Below are 13,671 nucleotides of genomic sequence, written 5' to 3'. Positions count from 1 at the left end.
CGCGGGCGACGGGGGACGTCAGTCCGTCAGCAGGCCGCACTCGCCGGCGGCCTTGAGGAACGCCTCGGCGGCCAGTTCCACGTCCGCGTCCGTGTGCCGTGCGGTGACGGCGATCCGCAGCCGGGCCAGGTCGCGCGGCACGGCGGGCGTCACCACGGGCAGCCCGATCACGCCCAGGCGGCGGGCGGCGGTGGCCAGGTCGTAGGCCGCCTCGTCGCCGCCCGCGATGAGCGGGACGACGGCGGTCTCGCTGTCCCCGGTCCGCATCCCGCCCGCGGTCACCAGCTCGCGGAACCGGGCGCCGTGCGCCTGGATACGGGCGACGCGCTCCGGTTCGGCGCGCAGCACGCGCAGCGCCTCCAGGGCGGCGCCCGCCGAGGCGGGGGCGAGGGCGGCGGAGAAGAGGAACGGCCGTGCGGCGTAGCGCAGATGGCCGATCAGCTGGGCCGATCCGGCGACCCAGCCGCCCATGGAGGGGATGGCCTTGGACAGGGTGCCGAGCTTGACGTCCACCCGGACCCGGCCGTCGAAGTGCTCCTCGATGCCCAGGCCGGTGCGGCCGATCACGCCGAGGGCGTGGGCCTCGTCGGTCATCAGCAGCGCCTCGTGGGCGTCGCAGACCTCGCGCAGCCGGGGCAGCGGCGCGATGTCGCCGTCCATGGAGTAGACGCTGTCGACGATGACCAGCCGGACTCCGCCGGGGGCGGCGGCCTCCATCCGGCGGGCCAGGTGCTCGGTGTCGTTGTGCCGGAAGCGGACGACGGTGGCCCCGCTGAGGCGGCAGCCGTCGACGATGCTGGCGTGGGCGTACTTGTCGACGAAGACGGTGTCGCCGGGGCCGACCAGGGCGCCGATGGTGCCGACGTTGGCCGCGTAGCCGGAGCCGAAGACGATGGCCCGCTCCCGCTCGGCGACGGTGGCGACCTCGGCCTCCAGCTCCTCGTGGAGGGGGATCGACCCGGCGAGGGCGCGCACGCCGTGGTTGCCGGTGCCGTAGCGGGCGGCGGCGGCCTGGGCCGCGGCGACCACGCGCTCGTCCCCGGCGAGGCCCAGGTAGCTGTAGCCGGACATCATCAGCAGCCGGCGGCCTTCGAGGTCGACGTAGGCCGTGTCGCGCTCGGCGGTGTAGGGGACGAAGCTGTTGCGGCGCTCGGGCTCCCACTCCAGGGAGGCCACACGCCGCTCCGTCGCCTCCAGTTTGTGCGTGATTCTCCCCCACGCTGCGGATGCCATCGGCCGTCCTCTCATTTGTGACCGCCATTGCACACAGGTGCAACGAATCTGATGCGCCTCGAATTCAACGGCCCTCTCGCAATCGAGGCGCAACACGGGAGCAAGATCAAACAGTCACCAATGGTTTTGGCATGTGCCAGCGCATCCGATTCACCATGCGTTAACTGATGCAACTTTATGGTGCAGTTGACACACCTCTTTTTTGAACGAGAATGCTGTTTACTCAGCTGTGGAGAAGATTTGACCAAGCTCGCTCCGGACCACTGCACACCTCCCACCGGATCCTCACGTGCCCCGCTCGGCCTCGGGTCACGTCCTGGGTCCCGCGCACGGACCGCACGCATGCCAGACAGTCGACTTCCGTCATCCATGCCGCCGAGGAAGTCGCCTCAACCTTTTCTTGGGGGGATCGACCGTGCTCATCAGGCTTGTCGGCCTTGTCTCCATCGAACATGAATCCGAGGCCCCGCGGGTACTGGCCAGTCATCAGGCCCAGATCGCCCTGGCCCGGCTCTGTGTGGAACGACCTTCTGGCATAGGCCGGGAGCAACTTGCCGACACCATATGGCCGGACGGCCTGCCCAGCACCTGGGCCTCGGCCTTACGCAGTGTCGTCAGCCGCCTGCGGCCTCTCCTCTCGGAGGGGGAGAACGCCGAGCCCGCGGTGATCGCACGCGGCGGACGCTATCTGCTGCGGCTGCCCGAGGACGCGCAGGTGGACGTGGAGCGCGCGGAACAGGCCGCCTTCACCGCGGCCGTCGCGCACCGGGAGGGTGACCACGGCACCGCGCAGCGGCTCGCCACCACCTCCGTCTCCCTGCTGCGGGGCCCGTTCCTCGCCTCCCACGAGAGCGAGTGGGTGGAGTCCGTCCGGCGCCACCTCAAGGAGCTGCGCGTCTCGGCCCTGGAGACCGCGAGCAGTTCGTCCTCCGCGCTCGGCGACACCCACCACGCCCTGCGGTACGCGGAGGAGGCGGTGCGCCAGGCCCCGTTCCGGGAGAGCGCCTACCGCTGCCAGATGACCGCGCACCGGCTGGCCGGCAACCGGGCCGAAGCCCTGCGGATATACCAGAAGTTGCGCGTCGTCCTCGCCGAGGAGCTGGGCTGCGACCCGAGCCCGGAGAGCGAGGCCGCCTACCTCGGGCTGCTGGAGCGGAGCCGGATGCCGACGGCTCCGGTCCGGACGGAGCGGGAAACGATGTCAACTCACCGGCTGAGCTGACCCCGGCACGCCAGTGGGGAGGAACGCGGCTTCGCGTTCCTCCCCACTGGCGTGAACGGCTCACATGATGGAGACGCCGCTGTCGATGCTGACCACCTGTCCGGTCATGCAGTCCTGGTCGAGGAAGAGGGAGACGCCGCGGGCGACCTCCTCCACCGTGACGAACCGCGGGACCGGCGCCTTGCGGGCCATGTCGGAGATGATGCTCTCCGGCAGCTGGTCGGTCATACCGGTGATCATGAACCCGGGTGACAGGGCGTTCACCGTGACCCCGCGCCGGCCGCACTCCGCGGCCAGCGCACGGGTCATCCCCATGACACCGGCCTTGGACGCGGAGTACGCGGTCTGCCCCGCCGTCGCGATCAGGCCCGAGGGCGAGACCACGTTGATGATGCGGCCCCAGCGCCGCCGCAGCATGGACGGCAGCGCCACCCGGCTGGTGTGGAAGGACCCCAGCAGGTTGGTCCGGATGACCTCGTGCCAGTCGTCCGGGGACTGCATCGCCATCAGGGCGTCCTTGCGGACGGCCCCGTTGTTGACCACGACGTCGATGGGCCCGAGCGCCTCCTCCACCTCGCGGTGGAGCCGCTGGGTCTCCTCCCAGGAACCGACGTCCGCGCCGACGACGACCGAGTCGTTCGTCAGCTTGTCGCTCACCGCTCGGGCCTGGTCGGCCGAGCTGCGGTAGTGGACGGCCACCCGGCAGCCCAGCGCGTCCAGTTCGACCGCCAGCGCCTGCCCGAGGCCGCCCGACGCGCCGGTGACCAGGGCCACCGGCGCGTCGGGCCGCTTGCCCGCTTCCTTCACTCCGCTCACGCGGCGCCTCCCCAGCGCATCAGGACCGATCCCCAGGTCATGCCCGCCCCGAAGCCGGCCAGCAGCACCAGTTCCCCGGCCTTGATCCGGTCCGCCTCCAGCGCCTCGGTGAGCGCCAGCGGGATCGAGGCCGAGGCGGTGTTGCCGTACCGGTCCAGGTTGGTGATCAGGGACTCCGGGCGCAGACCCGAGTGCTGCACCACGGAGTTGATGATGCGGATGTTCGCCTGGTGCGGGATGACGTGATCGACCTCCGCCGGAGCGATCTTCGCGCTCTCCAGCGTCTCGCGGACCGTCCGTACCGTGTAGCGGACGGCGTTGAGGTAGATCTCGTTGCCCTTGATCTGGGCGAAGTGGAGCCCCTGCGCGACCGTTTCCGGTGTGGTGGGCATCCGGCTTCCGCCCGCCGGCACCTTCAGCGCGTCCGCGCACGATCCGTCCGCGCCCAGGTTCCAGGCCAGGACGGGATCGTCCGGGCCCGGTACGAGGACCACCGCGGCCGCCCCGTCGCCGACCAGGATGGAGAGGTCCCGGTCGGCGGGGTTGGCGGTCAGGGTGTGGGTGTCCGAGCCGATCAGCAGGATCGGACGGCGGTCCATGCGCAGGATGCCCATGGCCGCGACCAGTCCGTAGACGAAGCCCGCGCACTCGGAGTTGACGTCCATCGCCCCGCCGCCGATGCCCAGTTCGTGGTGGACGAAGGCGGACGTGGCGGGGGACGGCTGCTCGGGTGTGGCCGTGGCCACGATCAGATGGGCGATGTCGGCGCCGGTCAGCCCGGCCTTGGCCAGGGCGGCGCGGCCCGCGTCGACGGCCAGGGAGGCGGTGGTCTGCCCCGGGTCGACGGCCCGGCGCTCATGGATGCCGCAACGGCTGACGACCCAGTGCTCGTCGACGCCGAAGCGTTCGGCCAGCTCGGTGCTGGTGACGACTCGCTCGGGCAGGGCCTTGCCCCACCCCGCGATGGCGAATCCACTCATGGACCCGCCTCAGGCCTCGGCCGGCTGCGGCGCCAGGTCGACCAGCTTCGCGTACACGTCCCGCATGGTCGTGGTGTCGTCCAGCTCCGCGAAGAGGGACTCGTCGGCGGGGATGTCGGGGTGCTGGTTCTGGAAGTTGTACAGCCACTCCATCAGGTCCAGCGAGTCCACACCCGGGATGTGCCGGATCGGCGCGTCGGGTGTCACCTCGGTGGCTCCGGAGACGGCGGCGAGCTGCTCCGAGAGAACCTCGACAGTCGGCAGTGCCATGATTGTTCCTCTCTCAACGCGACGTAACGACGTGTCGGCATGCAAGCCGCTCCTCGCAATCGGGCCGCAACAGGGCGGTCACACGCCGCTGTTGCGGACGGATTGCACCGGTCCGCTTGGCTCCCTCTCAGCACGGTTCAGGACCGGACAGCCGCCCGGCGCTCAGCGCCCGGCCGGCAGAAGCTGCGAGGAGAGGGCGAGGATGGCGACGATTGCCTCCCACACCGCGGAGCCGGAGGTGGACGCAGTCCGCCACCACTACGAGGTGGGAAACGAGTTCTACCGTCTGCTGCTGGGTCCCAGCATGATGTACAGCGGGGGCTACTGGCAGGAGGGTGAGGGCCTGACCGAGGCCCTGGACCAGGCGCAGGAGCGCAAGCTGGACGTGTTCGCCGAGCTGGCCCACGCGGTCGGCAAGGACCGGGTGCTGGACATCGGCTGCGGCTGGGGCACCCTGATGGACCGGCTGACCCGGAAGCACGGCGTACGCGAGGCGGTCGGGCTGACGCTGAGCCGCACCCAGGCCGACTTCATCGCGGGCCTGGACAACCCGGCCCTCACCACCCGGGTGGAGAGCTGGTCGGAGCACAGCGCCCCCGGCTCGTACGACGCGGCGTTCTGCGTCAACGCGCTGGAGCACTTCGTGCCCTCCAGCCTGTCGCCGAAGGAGCGCACCCGGCGCTACCGGTTCTTCTTCCAGCAGGTGCACGAGGCGCTCGTGCCGGACGGCCGGTTCGTCCTGCACACGATGACCGCCGAGGCCCAGCCGATCGGCCGGAAGATCCTGGCGGACCTGAAGTTCCTCCAGCGCTCGGAGTTCGCCGGGATGCACATCCCGCACCTGCACGAGCTGACGGCCGCCGCCGAGGGCCTGTTCGAGGTGGTGGAGCTGGTCAACGAGCGTGAGGCGTTCGCCCAGGCCTGCCGCGCCTGGCTGGTGCTGCTCGCCGAGCGGCGCGAGGAGGCCGTGGCGCTGGAGAGCGAGGAGGTGGTGGCCCGCTTCGAACGCTACCTGGACATCTTCGCGTACACGCTGGAGGACCGCTTCTTCAACAACTTCCGGCTGACGCTCGCCCGCAAGGGGTGACGGGGATGGCTCAGGCACCCCTGGACCCGGCCCGCGACCTGCGGGTGGCGGTGATCGGCAGCGGTTTCTCCGGGCTCGGCACCGCGATCCGGCTGATGCAGCAGGGCATCGAGGACTTCCTGGTCTTCGAACGGGCCGACGAGGTCGGCGGCACCTGGCGCGACAACACCTACCCGGGCTGCGCCTGTGACGTGATGTCGCACCTGTACTCCTTCTCGTTCGCGCCGAACCCGAAGTGGAAGAGCACCTTCGGCAAGCAGCGGGAGCTCTTCGACTACCTGCGCGACTGCGCCGACCGGTTCGGGGTGCGCTCGCGCATCCGCTTCCGGCACGAGCTGACCGAGGCGCGCTGGGACGACCTGCGCAAGCGGTGGCTGATCTCCACCACGGGCGGCGACTACACCGCCCGGGTCCTGGTCACCGGCACCGGCTACCTCAGCGAGCCCGCCATCCCCGGCATCCCCGGACTCTCCGAGTTCCAGGGCGAGGTCTTCCACTCCTCGCGCTGGCGCCACGACCTGGACCTCACCGGCCGCCGGGTCGCCGTCATCGGCACCGGGGCGTCCGCCATCCAGTTCGTCCCGGCCATCCAGCCGGAGGTCGGACAGCTCGACCTCTACCAGCGGACGCCGCCCTGGATCGGCCCGAAGAACGACAAGGCCAACAGCGCGCTCCAGACCAGGCTGCTCACCTCCGTCCCCGGCTACCAGCGCTTCCGCCGCAACTTCAACATGTGGGGCCGGGAGATCCTGGCGTTCGTGATGGCGCGTCCGGCCGTCGCCGGGAAGATGCAGAAGATGGCGTCCGACCACCTCAAGAAGAGCGTGCCGGACGAGGCGCTGCGGGCCCGGCTCACGCCCGACTACGTGATGGCCTGCAAGCGGCTGCTCTTCTCCAACACGTACTACCCCGCGATCCAGCAGCCCAACGTGGAGCTGGTCACCGACGGCATCGCGAAGGTCACCGCGGACGCGGTGGTCACCGCCGACGGCCGGGAGCGCCCGGTGGACACCATCGTCCTCGGGACGGGGTTCGAGGCGGTCCGCCGGCCGGTCGCCGAGCGCGTCTTCGGCCGGGACGGCGCCAGCCTCAAGGACGCCTGGAGCGAGGGCATGAGCGCGCTGCGCGGTACGGGCGTGGCCGGGTTCCCGAACCTGTTCATGCTGCTCGGACCGAACACGACGCTCGGCCACTCCTCCCAGGTGATCATGATCGAGGCGCAGATCGCCTACCTCCTCGACGCCCTGACGACGATGGACAAGCGCGGCCTGTCCAGCGTCGAGGCGCTGCCCGAGGCCCAGCGCGCCTACAACGAGAAGCTGGACCAGCGGCTGGACGGCACCGTGTGGAACGCCGGGAACTGCAACAGCTGGTATCTCGACGAGCACGGCCGCAACCCCTCCATCTGGCCGACCTACACCTGGCGCTTCCGGCGGGCCACCAGCCGCTTCGACCCCGCCGAGCACCTGCTGACCACCAGCGAGGACCTGCGGGCGACCGTGCCCGCCGGCTCCTGACTTCCCGACGCGTGACCGACGAGACATGGAGTTGCTCCCCGTGAACCTGCACACCCCTTCCCGAAGAGCAGTGCTCGGCACGGTCGGCGCCGCCGCCACGGTGATCGGCTGGAACGCCACCACCGGCAGCTGGGCCTTCGCCGCCGACCCCGCGCGCCGCCCCGGCGACCGCGTCGTGGCCGTACCGCCGCTGGACGGCACGCTCACCACGGACACCAGCCAGTTCGGCTCCTACAGCCACGACTTCGGGCGGCTGGTCACCAACACCGTGCCCTGGGCGGTCCTCACCCCCGGCTCGGTCCAGGACATCGCCAAGATGATCGGCTACGCGCGGACCAACCGGCTGAAGCTGGCGGTCAACGGGCGCAGCGGCACCGGCGACGACCTGGAGTCGCACTCCTGCTACGGCCAGGCCGCCGTGCCCGGCGGTATCTCGGTCAACGCCCGCGGTATGGCGCGCATCCTGTCCACCGGCAGCGACTCCATCACCGTGGAGGCCGGGGCGACCTGGGCGGAGATCACCGACCACCTGCTGCCGCGCGGCCGCACGCTGCCCGCCCTGCCGGACTACCTGCCGCTCTCGGTGGGCGGGACGATCAGCGTCGGCGGCATCGGCCTCACCATGGGCTCCGAGGGGCTCATCGCGGACACCGTGACGGCGATGACCGTGGTGACCGGCACCGGTGAGGTGGTCACCACCTCCCGGACCCGGCGCTCGGACCTCTTCCGCACCGCGCTGGCCGGCGGCGGCCAGGTCGGCGTCATCGTCAGCGTGACGCTGCGGACCGTGCCGTCCGCCGAACGGGCCACCGTCTTCAGCCTGTTCTACAGCGACGTCACGGCCTTCATGAAGGACTCCGAGATCCTGCTCGCCGACCGCCGCTTCCAGATGCAGGGCGGCGAGATGGTCCGCAAGCCGGACAACTCCGGCTGGCGCTACAAGATCGAGGCGGTCGCAACGTACTCCGGCGGACGCGTCCCGGACCGGGCGAAGCTGCTGAAGGGCCTCAAGGACCTGCGCGCCGAGGCCCACATCGACGACTTCGCGCTGCGCGACTACCTCTTCCGGCTGGACGGCTACGAGGCCTTCCTCAAGGAGGGCGGGCACTGGTTCGAGGCCAAGCCGTGGCTGAGCCTCTTCCTGCCGCGCTCCTCGGCCGCCCGCTTCCTGCGCCTGGTGGAGAGCCAGCTCACCCCGGAGAGCCTGGGCGCCGGTGTGCTGCTGACCTACCCGTACCCGACGTCCAAGGTGACCGCGCCGATGGCGGTGCAGCCGAAGGACAAGACCGGTTACCTCTTCGACCTGCTGCGCTTCCCGAACCCGGGGACCAGCGACGCGGAGATCGCGCGGATGGTCAAGCAGAACCGCTGGCTGTACGACCGGGCCGTGGAGATGGGCGCCAAGCGCTACCTCGTCGGGGCGGTGCCGGACCTGACCGCCGCGGACTGGCGGCGCCACTTCGGCAGCAGCTACGGGGCCCTGTGCGACGCGAAGCGGCGCTTCGACCCCGGCAACGTCCTCACCCCCGGCCAGGGTTTCTTCGGCTGACCGAGCACGGCCCCGGGGCCGCTCCTGCGGGAGCGGCCCTTCCCGTTCATCCCCAGGAGGAGGAGCAGTTGAAGAAGTACGAGCTCGTCGACGAGGTATTGCTCGCCGCCGGTCCGGACGCGGTCTGGGAGGCCCTGCTGGGCGAACTCGCGGGCGACGCGCGGTGGTGGGTGCCGGACAACACCTTCGAGCCGGTGGACGGCGCCCCGGACCGGGTCGGCGCGCTGACCCGGGTCACGGTCCACACCAAGGGCGTCGACAAGGGCGGCAAGAAGCTGCGGTTCACCGCGCGCACCACCGCCGTGGAGCGGGCGCGGCGGCTGGCGCTGGAGTACGTGGAGGGGGCGTTCCGCGGCACCGCCGAGTTCACGCTCACCGGGCTGGAGGACGGCGGCACCCGGCTCGTCATGTTCTTCCGGGCGAGCCCGCAGGGGCAACTCGCCCTTCTGGCCAACCTGGTGGACGTCGGGGCCATGCACACCCGGGCCACCCGCGCGGCGTTCGGCAGGCTCAGTCGGCTGCTGCCCGCCGCCCCGGCGGCCGACCCGGCCACCGCGGCCCCGGCCGCCGCTCCGGCCGCCGGAGGTTCCCGGTGACCGCGCCCGCCGCCGGCGAGGTCTTCCTGACCGCCGAGGACGGCGGCCGCCTCGCGCTCTCCGTGCTGCACCCCCTGGAGGGGAGCGGCGAGGAACTGCCCGTGGTCGTGCTGGCGCACGGCTGGGGCGGCAGCCGCCGGATCTGGAGCCCGGTCACCGACCGGCTGCTGCGCCACGGCTTCCCGGTCCTCGCCTACGATCTGCGCGGCCACGGCGCCTCGACCGCGGGCTCCTCGGGGGTGAGCGCCGAGGCGATGACCGCCGACCTGGCCACCGTCGTCGCGTACGCGGGCGGGGCGCCGGTCGTCGTCGGCCACTCCGGGGGCGGGTTCGCGGCGCTGTCGCTGGCGGCCGCTGCCGGGCCGGACGCCGGTCCGGCGGGCCTGGTGCTGGTCGCCTCGGCGGCCTACGACCAGGACACGCCGGAGAAGGAGGCCTCGATGATGGAGGCCCCGCTGTTCTCGTGGGCGCTGCGGCGGCCCGCGCTCGGGCGGCTGTTGCTGGGGCAGATGACGGGTTCGGCGCTGGATCCGCGGCTCCGTGAGGTCAACCGCCAGGTGTTCGCGGGCACCGCGCCGCCGGTGCGGGGCGCCTGCTTCCGGTCCTCCCGGGGCATGGACCTGCGGGCGGCGCTGCCCTCCGTACGGGTCCCGGCCGCCGTGCTGACCGGGGAGAAGGACAAGGTCATCCGGCCGGAGCTGGGCCGGGAGCTGGCCGCCGCCCTGCCGGACGCCTCGTTCACCTCGCTGCCCGGCGCCGGACACGTGCTGCCGCTGGAGAGCCCGGACGCGGTGGTCTCCGCCGTCCTGCGGGTCCAGGGCCCCGCCGCCCACGGCCCCCGGGACGGCGAGGCCGCGAAGCGGGCGGGCTCCCGATGACGGTCGCCCCGCGCCGGCCGGCGCCCCGGGGCCGGGCGGGGAGGGGCGCGCCCGGGGCGCGGCCGTCCGGGCCCGGCCCCGGGGCGCTCCGGGCGGGCACGCCCGGTCCGGGTCCCGCGGGGCCCGGCCTCGCGAAGCCCCGGGTGGGCGGGCCCGGTCCGCGCCGCCCGGCGCGCGTCCTCGGGGCGGGCGGCGGGCCGTGATCGAGCGGATCGTCCCGGCGGGGGTGGCGCGGGCGGAGGCGTTCGACGACGCGCTGCCCGCCCTGCCCGACCCCCGCGAGCTGGCGCTGCTGCGCGGACGGCCCGAGGCGACCGTCCGGCGGTTCGCCGCCGCGCGGGCCTGCGCCCACCGCTGCCTGGACCAACTGGCGGTGCGGCGGGGTCCGGTGCTCCGTACCGCGGACGGGGCTCCGGCGTGGCCGTCGGGCGTCGTCGGGAGCATCACGCACTGCGCCGGGTACCGGGGGGCGGTGGCCGCCCGCGCCGAGGTGTGGGCGGCGCTCGGCGTGGACGCCGAACCGGCCCTGCCGCTGCCGCCGGGGGTGCTGGGCCTCGTGGCGACGGAGCCGGAACGGCACATGGTCGCCGAGCTGTCCCGCAGCAGCCCCGGCGTCCCCTGGGACCGGCTGCTGTTCAGCGCCAAGGAGTCGGTGTACAAGGCCTGGCACCCGGCGACGGGCCGCTGGATCGGGACCCGTGCCGTCGAGGTGGCGCTCACCCCCGACGGCGGGCTCACGGCGTCGGTACGTCCCGAGCGCACGCCGCCCCCGGGGCGAGGACGGTCCGCGCCCGGGGGCGGCGGTGTGCCGCGGCCGGTGCGCGGCGCGTACCCGTACACCGGCCGCTGGCAGGTCGGGGGCGGGCTGCTGCTCACGGCCGTGGCCGTGCCCGGCGCCCGGGACGGCCTGCCGGACGGGACGCCCCGTCCGGCGGCGCGGCTCAGCGCCTGAGCATCACGGTCCGGCCGTCGGAGCCGGTGGCCGGGACCTCCTCCGAGCGCTTGCCCCGGCGGTACTCCTGGGGGCTGACGCCGCGTTCGCGTTTGAACGCGGCGCTGAGCGCGAACGGCCCCGAGTAGCCGACCTGTTCGGCGATCTTGGCGACCGAGAGATCCGGATCGCGCAGCAGGTCGGAGGCGAGGGTGAGCCGCCATCCGGTCAGGTAGGACATCGGCGGTTCGCCGACCAGCTCGGTGAAGTGGCGGGCGAGCTTCGCCCGGGAGACCTCCACGGCGGAGGCGAGCGAGGCGACCGTCCACGGCTCGCTCGGCCGGTCGTGCAGCAGCATCAGCGCCCGGCCGACGACCGGGTCGCTCTGGGCCCGGAACCAGAGCGGCGCACCCGTGCCGGGCTCGACCAGCCAGGAGCGCAGCACGTTGATCAGCAGCAGGTCGAGCAGCCGGTCCAGGACCACCTCCTGGCCGATGTCCTCCTGGTCCATCTCGGCGGCCAGCATGCCGATCAGCGGCGTCCGGGCGGCGGAGGCGGGCTGCACCAGCAGGGCCGGCAGACTGGCGAGCAGCCGGCGGCCGACCTCGTTGGGCGCCTGGTAGGTGCCGCTCAGCATCACCGTCGAGCCCGAGCGGTGCGGCTCGCCCCAGGTGCGCACGCCGAGCGACATGGTCTCCGTGACGTCCTCGCCGTCGGCGGTGCTGCACCGCTGCTCGGCGGCGACCGTGACACCGGGCGGGGTGGCGGGGTCGTCGACGAGGGTGTACGGCTCGGGCCCGCGCAGCACCGCGACGTCACCGGCGGCCAGCTTGACCGGTTCGCCGCCCTCGCGGAGCACCCACGCCGACCCGTGCAGCAGGGTGACGAGCGAGAGCGGGGCACGGTCCTCGACACGCAGGCCCCAGGGCGGGTTGAACACGGATTTCAGCAGGAAGGCTCCCCGGGCCTTGGGGCTTCCCAGCAGGCCGCTGAACGCGTCCACCACCATCACCTCATACCGTTTCGCCGTCGGGGACCCGCGGGCCGGCCCGGCGTGGAAGGCCGCCTTCGCACGGCCCCCCGGGCGCCGTACGGACCGGCCCCGGAAGCTCGGTCGTGCTCCCGGGTCCTCCTGGCAACGGCCCGGAACCGGCAGCGGTTCCCGCTCCGCTCGCCCCGCGTCACCGGCCGTCACCGTGCCCGGTCGCGGTCCGCCGCCGGGCCGCGCCGCCCAGCAGCGCGAGGGCGCCCAGACAGGCGGCCGTGCGGACGGCGTTGGCCGTGCGCCACGGGCGCTCGTAGGCGGCCCGCGCGGCCGTCGCCGCCGCCGACGTGGCCGCGGGCGCGGCGCGCAGGCGGCGGTTCAGCGGCAGGTTGGCGCCGATGGTCACGGCGACGCTGAGGCCGTAGAGCACCGCCGCGGCCTTGGCACGACGGGCGGCTTCGCCCTGCTCGGCGCGGCGCAGGCGGCGGGCCGCGACGCCGGTGGCCACGAACACCCCGAGGAAGAGGGCTCCGAAGGAGGCGCTGTCGTCGAGGGCGTCGTTGGCCCGGCGCATCGTGCTGACGAACCGCTCGTCCTCACGGCGGGCCAGTGCGGGCATCACACCGACGTCGAAGGCGAGGTACAGCCCGGCCATCAGTCCGGTGCCGACGGTGGCCGCGAGGAGCGCGGGCTCGGGTCGGGAAGGGGTGGGGCTCATGGTGTCTCTCCGGTCGTTCGGTGGTACGGGCCGCCGGGCCCGGCGGACGGGGGTCCGGGTCAGGTGGGTTCCAGCAGTCCGGTGACGGAGCGGCGGTAGGACTTCAGGAGCAGCGTGCGGCCGATCAGCCGCACCGGCCCCGGCATCACCCCGTCCGGATCGGGAAGTCCGTCGAGCAGCCAGGGCGGCAGGATCCGCTTGATGCCGAAGGGCGCCGCGGCCAGGACCCGGCGCTCCAGGGCGGTGAAGACGTCGGCCGGCACCCGGGCGAAGACCGGGAAGGTCAGCTCCTCCTCCTCGTGCAGGTGCTGGTGGAGGACGGAGTCGAACACGCCGACAGGTCCGGCGAGCGCTTCGGCCCGGCCCGCTTCGAGCGCTTGGGTCACCCGGAGCATCGAGTCGTCCAGGGCCACGTGGTCCTGGACCATGAGGTGCGATCCGGCGGCGATCTCGGGCGCGTACTCGATCAGCCCCGGCCAGAGGATCTCGTCCTCGGTGCGGTGGTGCCAGTCGACGATGGCCCGGAACTGCCGCCACCACTCCGCGACCGCGGGCAGGCCGGCGGATGTCAACAGCGGTACCGCGGCTACCAGTCGGCGGGAGTCACGTCGCAGCGCGAGATGCGTCTGCGCGAATCCGCGGAGGTGGCGGGGCAACGCGCCCACACCTCTGCCCTCCCACGCCGGCCCGTCCATCGCGTCCCTCTTTTCTCCGGGCGGTCCGGCGCTCTGCTGCCGGCCCCCGACTTGTCGGTATGTGGCGACACACGGTCGACAGGGTGGTGGGGGGGGGGGGGGGCCCGGGGCCCCGCCCCCCCCCCCCCCCACCCCCCCCCCCCGGCGCGCAGCCCCCCCCCCCCCCCCCCCCCCCCCCCCCCCGCCGCCCCCCC

14 protein-coding genes are annotated in these 13,671 nt (G+C 73.0%); 7 read left to right on the top strand and 7 right to left on the bottom strand.

Features of this window, described 5'->3' with window-relative positions:
- Positions 1–18 precede the first annotated feature (18 nt).
- Entirely contained in the window at positions 19–1,233 is a 1,215-nt protein-coding gene (locus ACIRRU_RS28470; RefSeq protein WP_363201552.1) for an aminotransferase class I/II-fold pyridoxal phosphate-dependent enzyme, read from the bottom strand.
- A 664-nt stretch (positions 1,234–1,897) separates the two neighbouring features.
- Between ACIRRU_RS28470 and ACIRRU_RS28465 the strand changes: the two genes are divergently transcribed.
- Entirely contained in the window at positions 1,898–2,455 is a 558-nt protein-coding gene (locus tag ACIRRU_RS28465; RefSeq protein WP_403685196.1) for a BTAD domain-containing putative transcriptional regulator, read from the top strand.
- Positions 2,456–2,515: 60 nt separating this feature from the next.
- On the opposite strand, the gene ACIRRU_RS28460 is transcribed toward ACIRRU_RS28465, so the two are convergent.
- Genes ACIRRU_RS28460 through ACIRRU_RS28450 form a run of 3 tightly spaced genes read right to left on the bottom strand, consistent with a single transcriptional unit; the run spans position 2,516 to position 4,521 of the window.
- Positions 2,516–3,271 carry an SDR family NAD(P)-dependent oxidoreductase gene (locus ACIRRU_RS28460; RefSeq protein WP_403685194.1) on the bottom strand — a complete coding sequence of 252 codons (756 nt, stop codon included), beginning with the start codon at positions 3,269–3,271 and terminating at the stop codon, positions 2,516–2,518.
- Entirely contained in the window at positions 3,268–4,251 is a 984-nt protein-coding gene (locus ACIRRU_RS28455; protein WP_403685193.1) for a 3-oxoacyl-ACP synthase III family protein, read from the bottom strand. Before ACIRRU_RS28455 ends, ACIRRU_RS28460 begins: the two co-directional genes overlap by 4 nt.
- Before the next feature lie 9 nt (positions 4,252–4,260).
- Positions 4,261–4,521 (bottom strand): hypothetical protein, encoded by a 261-nt coding sequence (locus ACIRRU_RS28450; protein WP_363201548.1) that lies wholly within the window; start codon positions 4,519–4,521, stop codon positions 4,261–4,263.
- Positions 4,522–4,723: 202 nt separating this feature from the next.
- Between ACIRRU_RS28450 and ACIRRU_RS28445 the strand changes: the two genes are divergently transcribed.
- From ACIRRU_RS28445 to ACIRRU_RS28420, 6 genes are all read left to right on the top strand, one after another.
- Positions 4,724–5,608, top strand: a complete 885-nt coding sequence (locus ACIRRU_RS28445) for a class I SAM-dependent methyltransferase (protein WP_363201547.1) — start codon at positions 4,724–4,726, stop codon at positions 5,606–5,608.
- 5 nt (positions 5,609–5,613) lie between these two features.
- A complete protein-coding gene (locus ACIRRU_RS28440; protein WP_363201546.1) occupies positions 5,614–7,125 on the top strand; it encodes an NAD(P)/FAD-dependent oxidoreductase in 1,512 nt (503 codons plus the stop codon).
- Positions 7,126–7,150: 25 nt separating this feature from the next.
- Positions 7,151–8,674, top strand: a complete 1,524-nt coding sequence (locus ACIRRU_RS28435) for an FAD-binding protein (protein ID WP_403685190.1) — start codon at positions 7,151–7,153, stop codon at positions 8,672–8,674.
- 68 nt (positions 8,675–8,742) lie between these two features.
- Entirely contained in the window at positions 8,743–9,270 is a 528-nt protein-coding gene (locus ACIRRU_RS28430; protein ID WP_403685189.1) for an SRPBCC domain-containing protein, read from the top strand.
- Positions 9,267–10,148 carry an alpha/beta fold hydrolase gene (locus ACIRRU_RS28425; protein WP_403685188.1) on the top strand — a complete coding sequence of 294 codons (882 nt, stop codon included), beginning with the start codon at positions 9,267–9,269 and terminating at the stop codon, positions 10,146–10,148. The genes ACIRRU_RS28430 and ACIRRU_RS28425 overlap by 4 nt, the downstream gene beginning before the upstream one ends.
- A gap of 199 nt (positions 10,149–10,347) precedes the next feature.
- Complete coding sequence (locus tag ACIRRU_RS28420; RefSeq protein WP_403685187.1) at positions 10,348–11,100, top strand: 4'-phosphopantetheinyl transferase; 753 nt, start codon at positions 10,348–10,350, stop codon at positions 11,098–11,100.
- On the opposite strand, the gene ACIRRU_RS28415 is transcribed toward ACIRRU_RS28420, so the two are convergent.
- The 3 genes from ACIRRU_RS28415 to ACIRRU_RS28405 all read right to left on the bottom strand — a co-directional run bounded on the left by ACIRRU_RS28415 (position 11,090) and on the right by ACIRRU_RS28405 (position 13,477).
- Positions 11,090–12,082 carry an AraC family transcriptional regulator gene (locus ACIRRU_RS28415; RefSeq protein ID WP_403685185.1) on the bottom strand — a complete coding sequence of 331 codons (993 nt, stop codon included), beginning with the start codon at positions 12,080–12,082 and terminating at the stop codon, positions 11,090–11,092. The two genes, ACIRRU_RS28420 and ACIRRU_RS28415, sit on opposite strands and share 11 nt — an antisense overlap.
- A gap of 178 nt (positions 12,083–12,260) precedes the next feature.
- Positions 12,261–12,782 carry an anthrone oxygenase family protein gene (locus ACIRRU_RS28410; RefSeq protein ID WP_403685183.1) on the bottom strand — a complete coding sequence of 174 codons (522 nt, stop codon included), beginning with the start codon at positions 12,780–12,782 and terminating at the stop codon, positions 12,261–12,263.
- A 59-nt stretch (positions 12,783–12,841) separates the two neighbouring features.
- Positions 12,842–13,477, bottom strand: a complete 636-nt coding sequence (locus ACIRRU_RS28405) for a hemerythrin domain-containing protein (protein ID WP_403685182.1) — start codon at positions 13,475–13,477, stop codon at positions 12,842–12,844.
- Positions 13,478–13,671 lie beyond the last annotated feature (194 nt).

The organism is Streptomyces sp. NPDC101181, assembly GCF_044767975.1.
Classification (GTDB): domain Bacteria; phylum Actinomycetota; class Actinomycetes; order Streptomycetales; family Streptomycetaceae; genus Streptomyces.
Note: the sequence above shows the minus strand (reverse complement) of the source record. Positions and strands in the feature narration are given on the sequence as shown.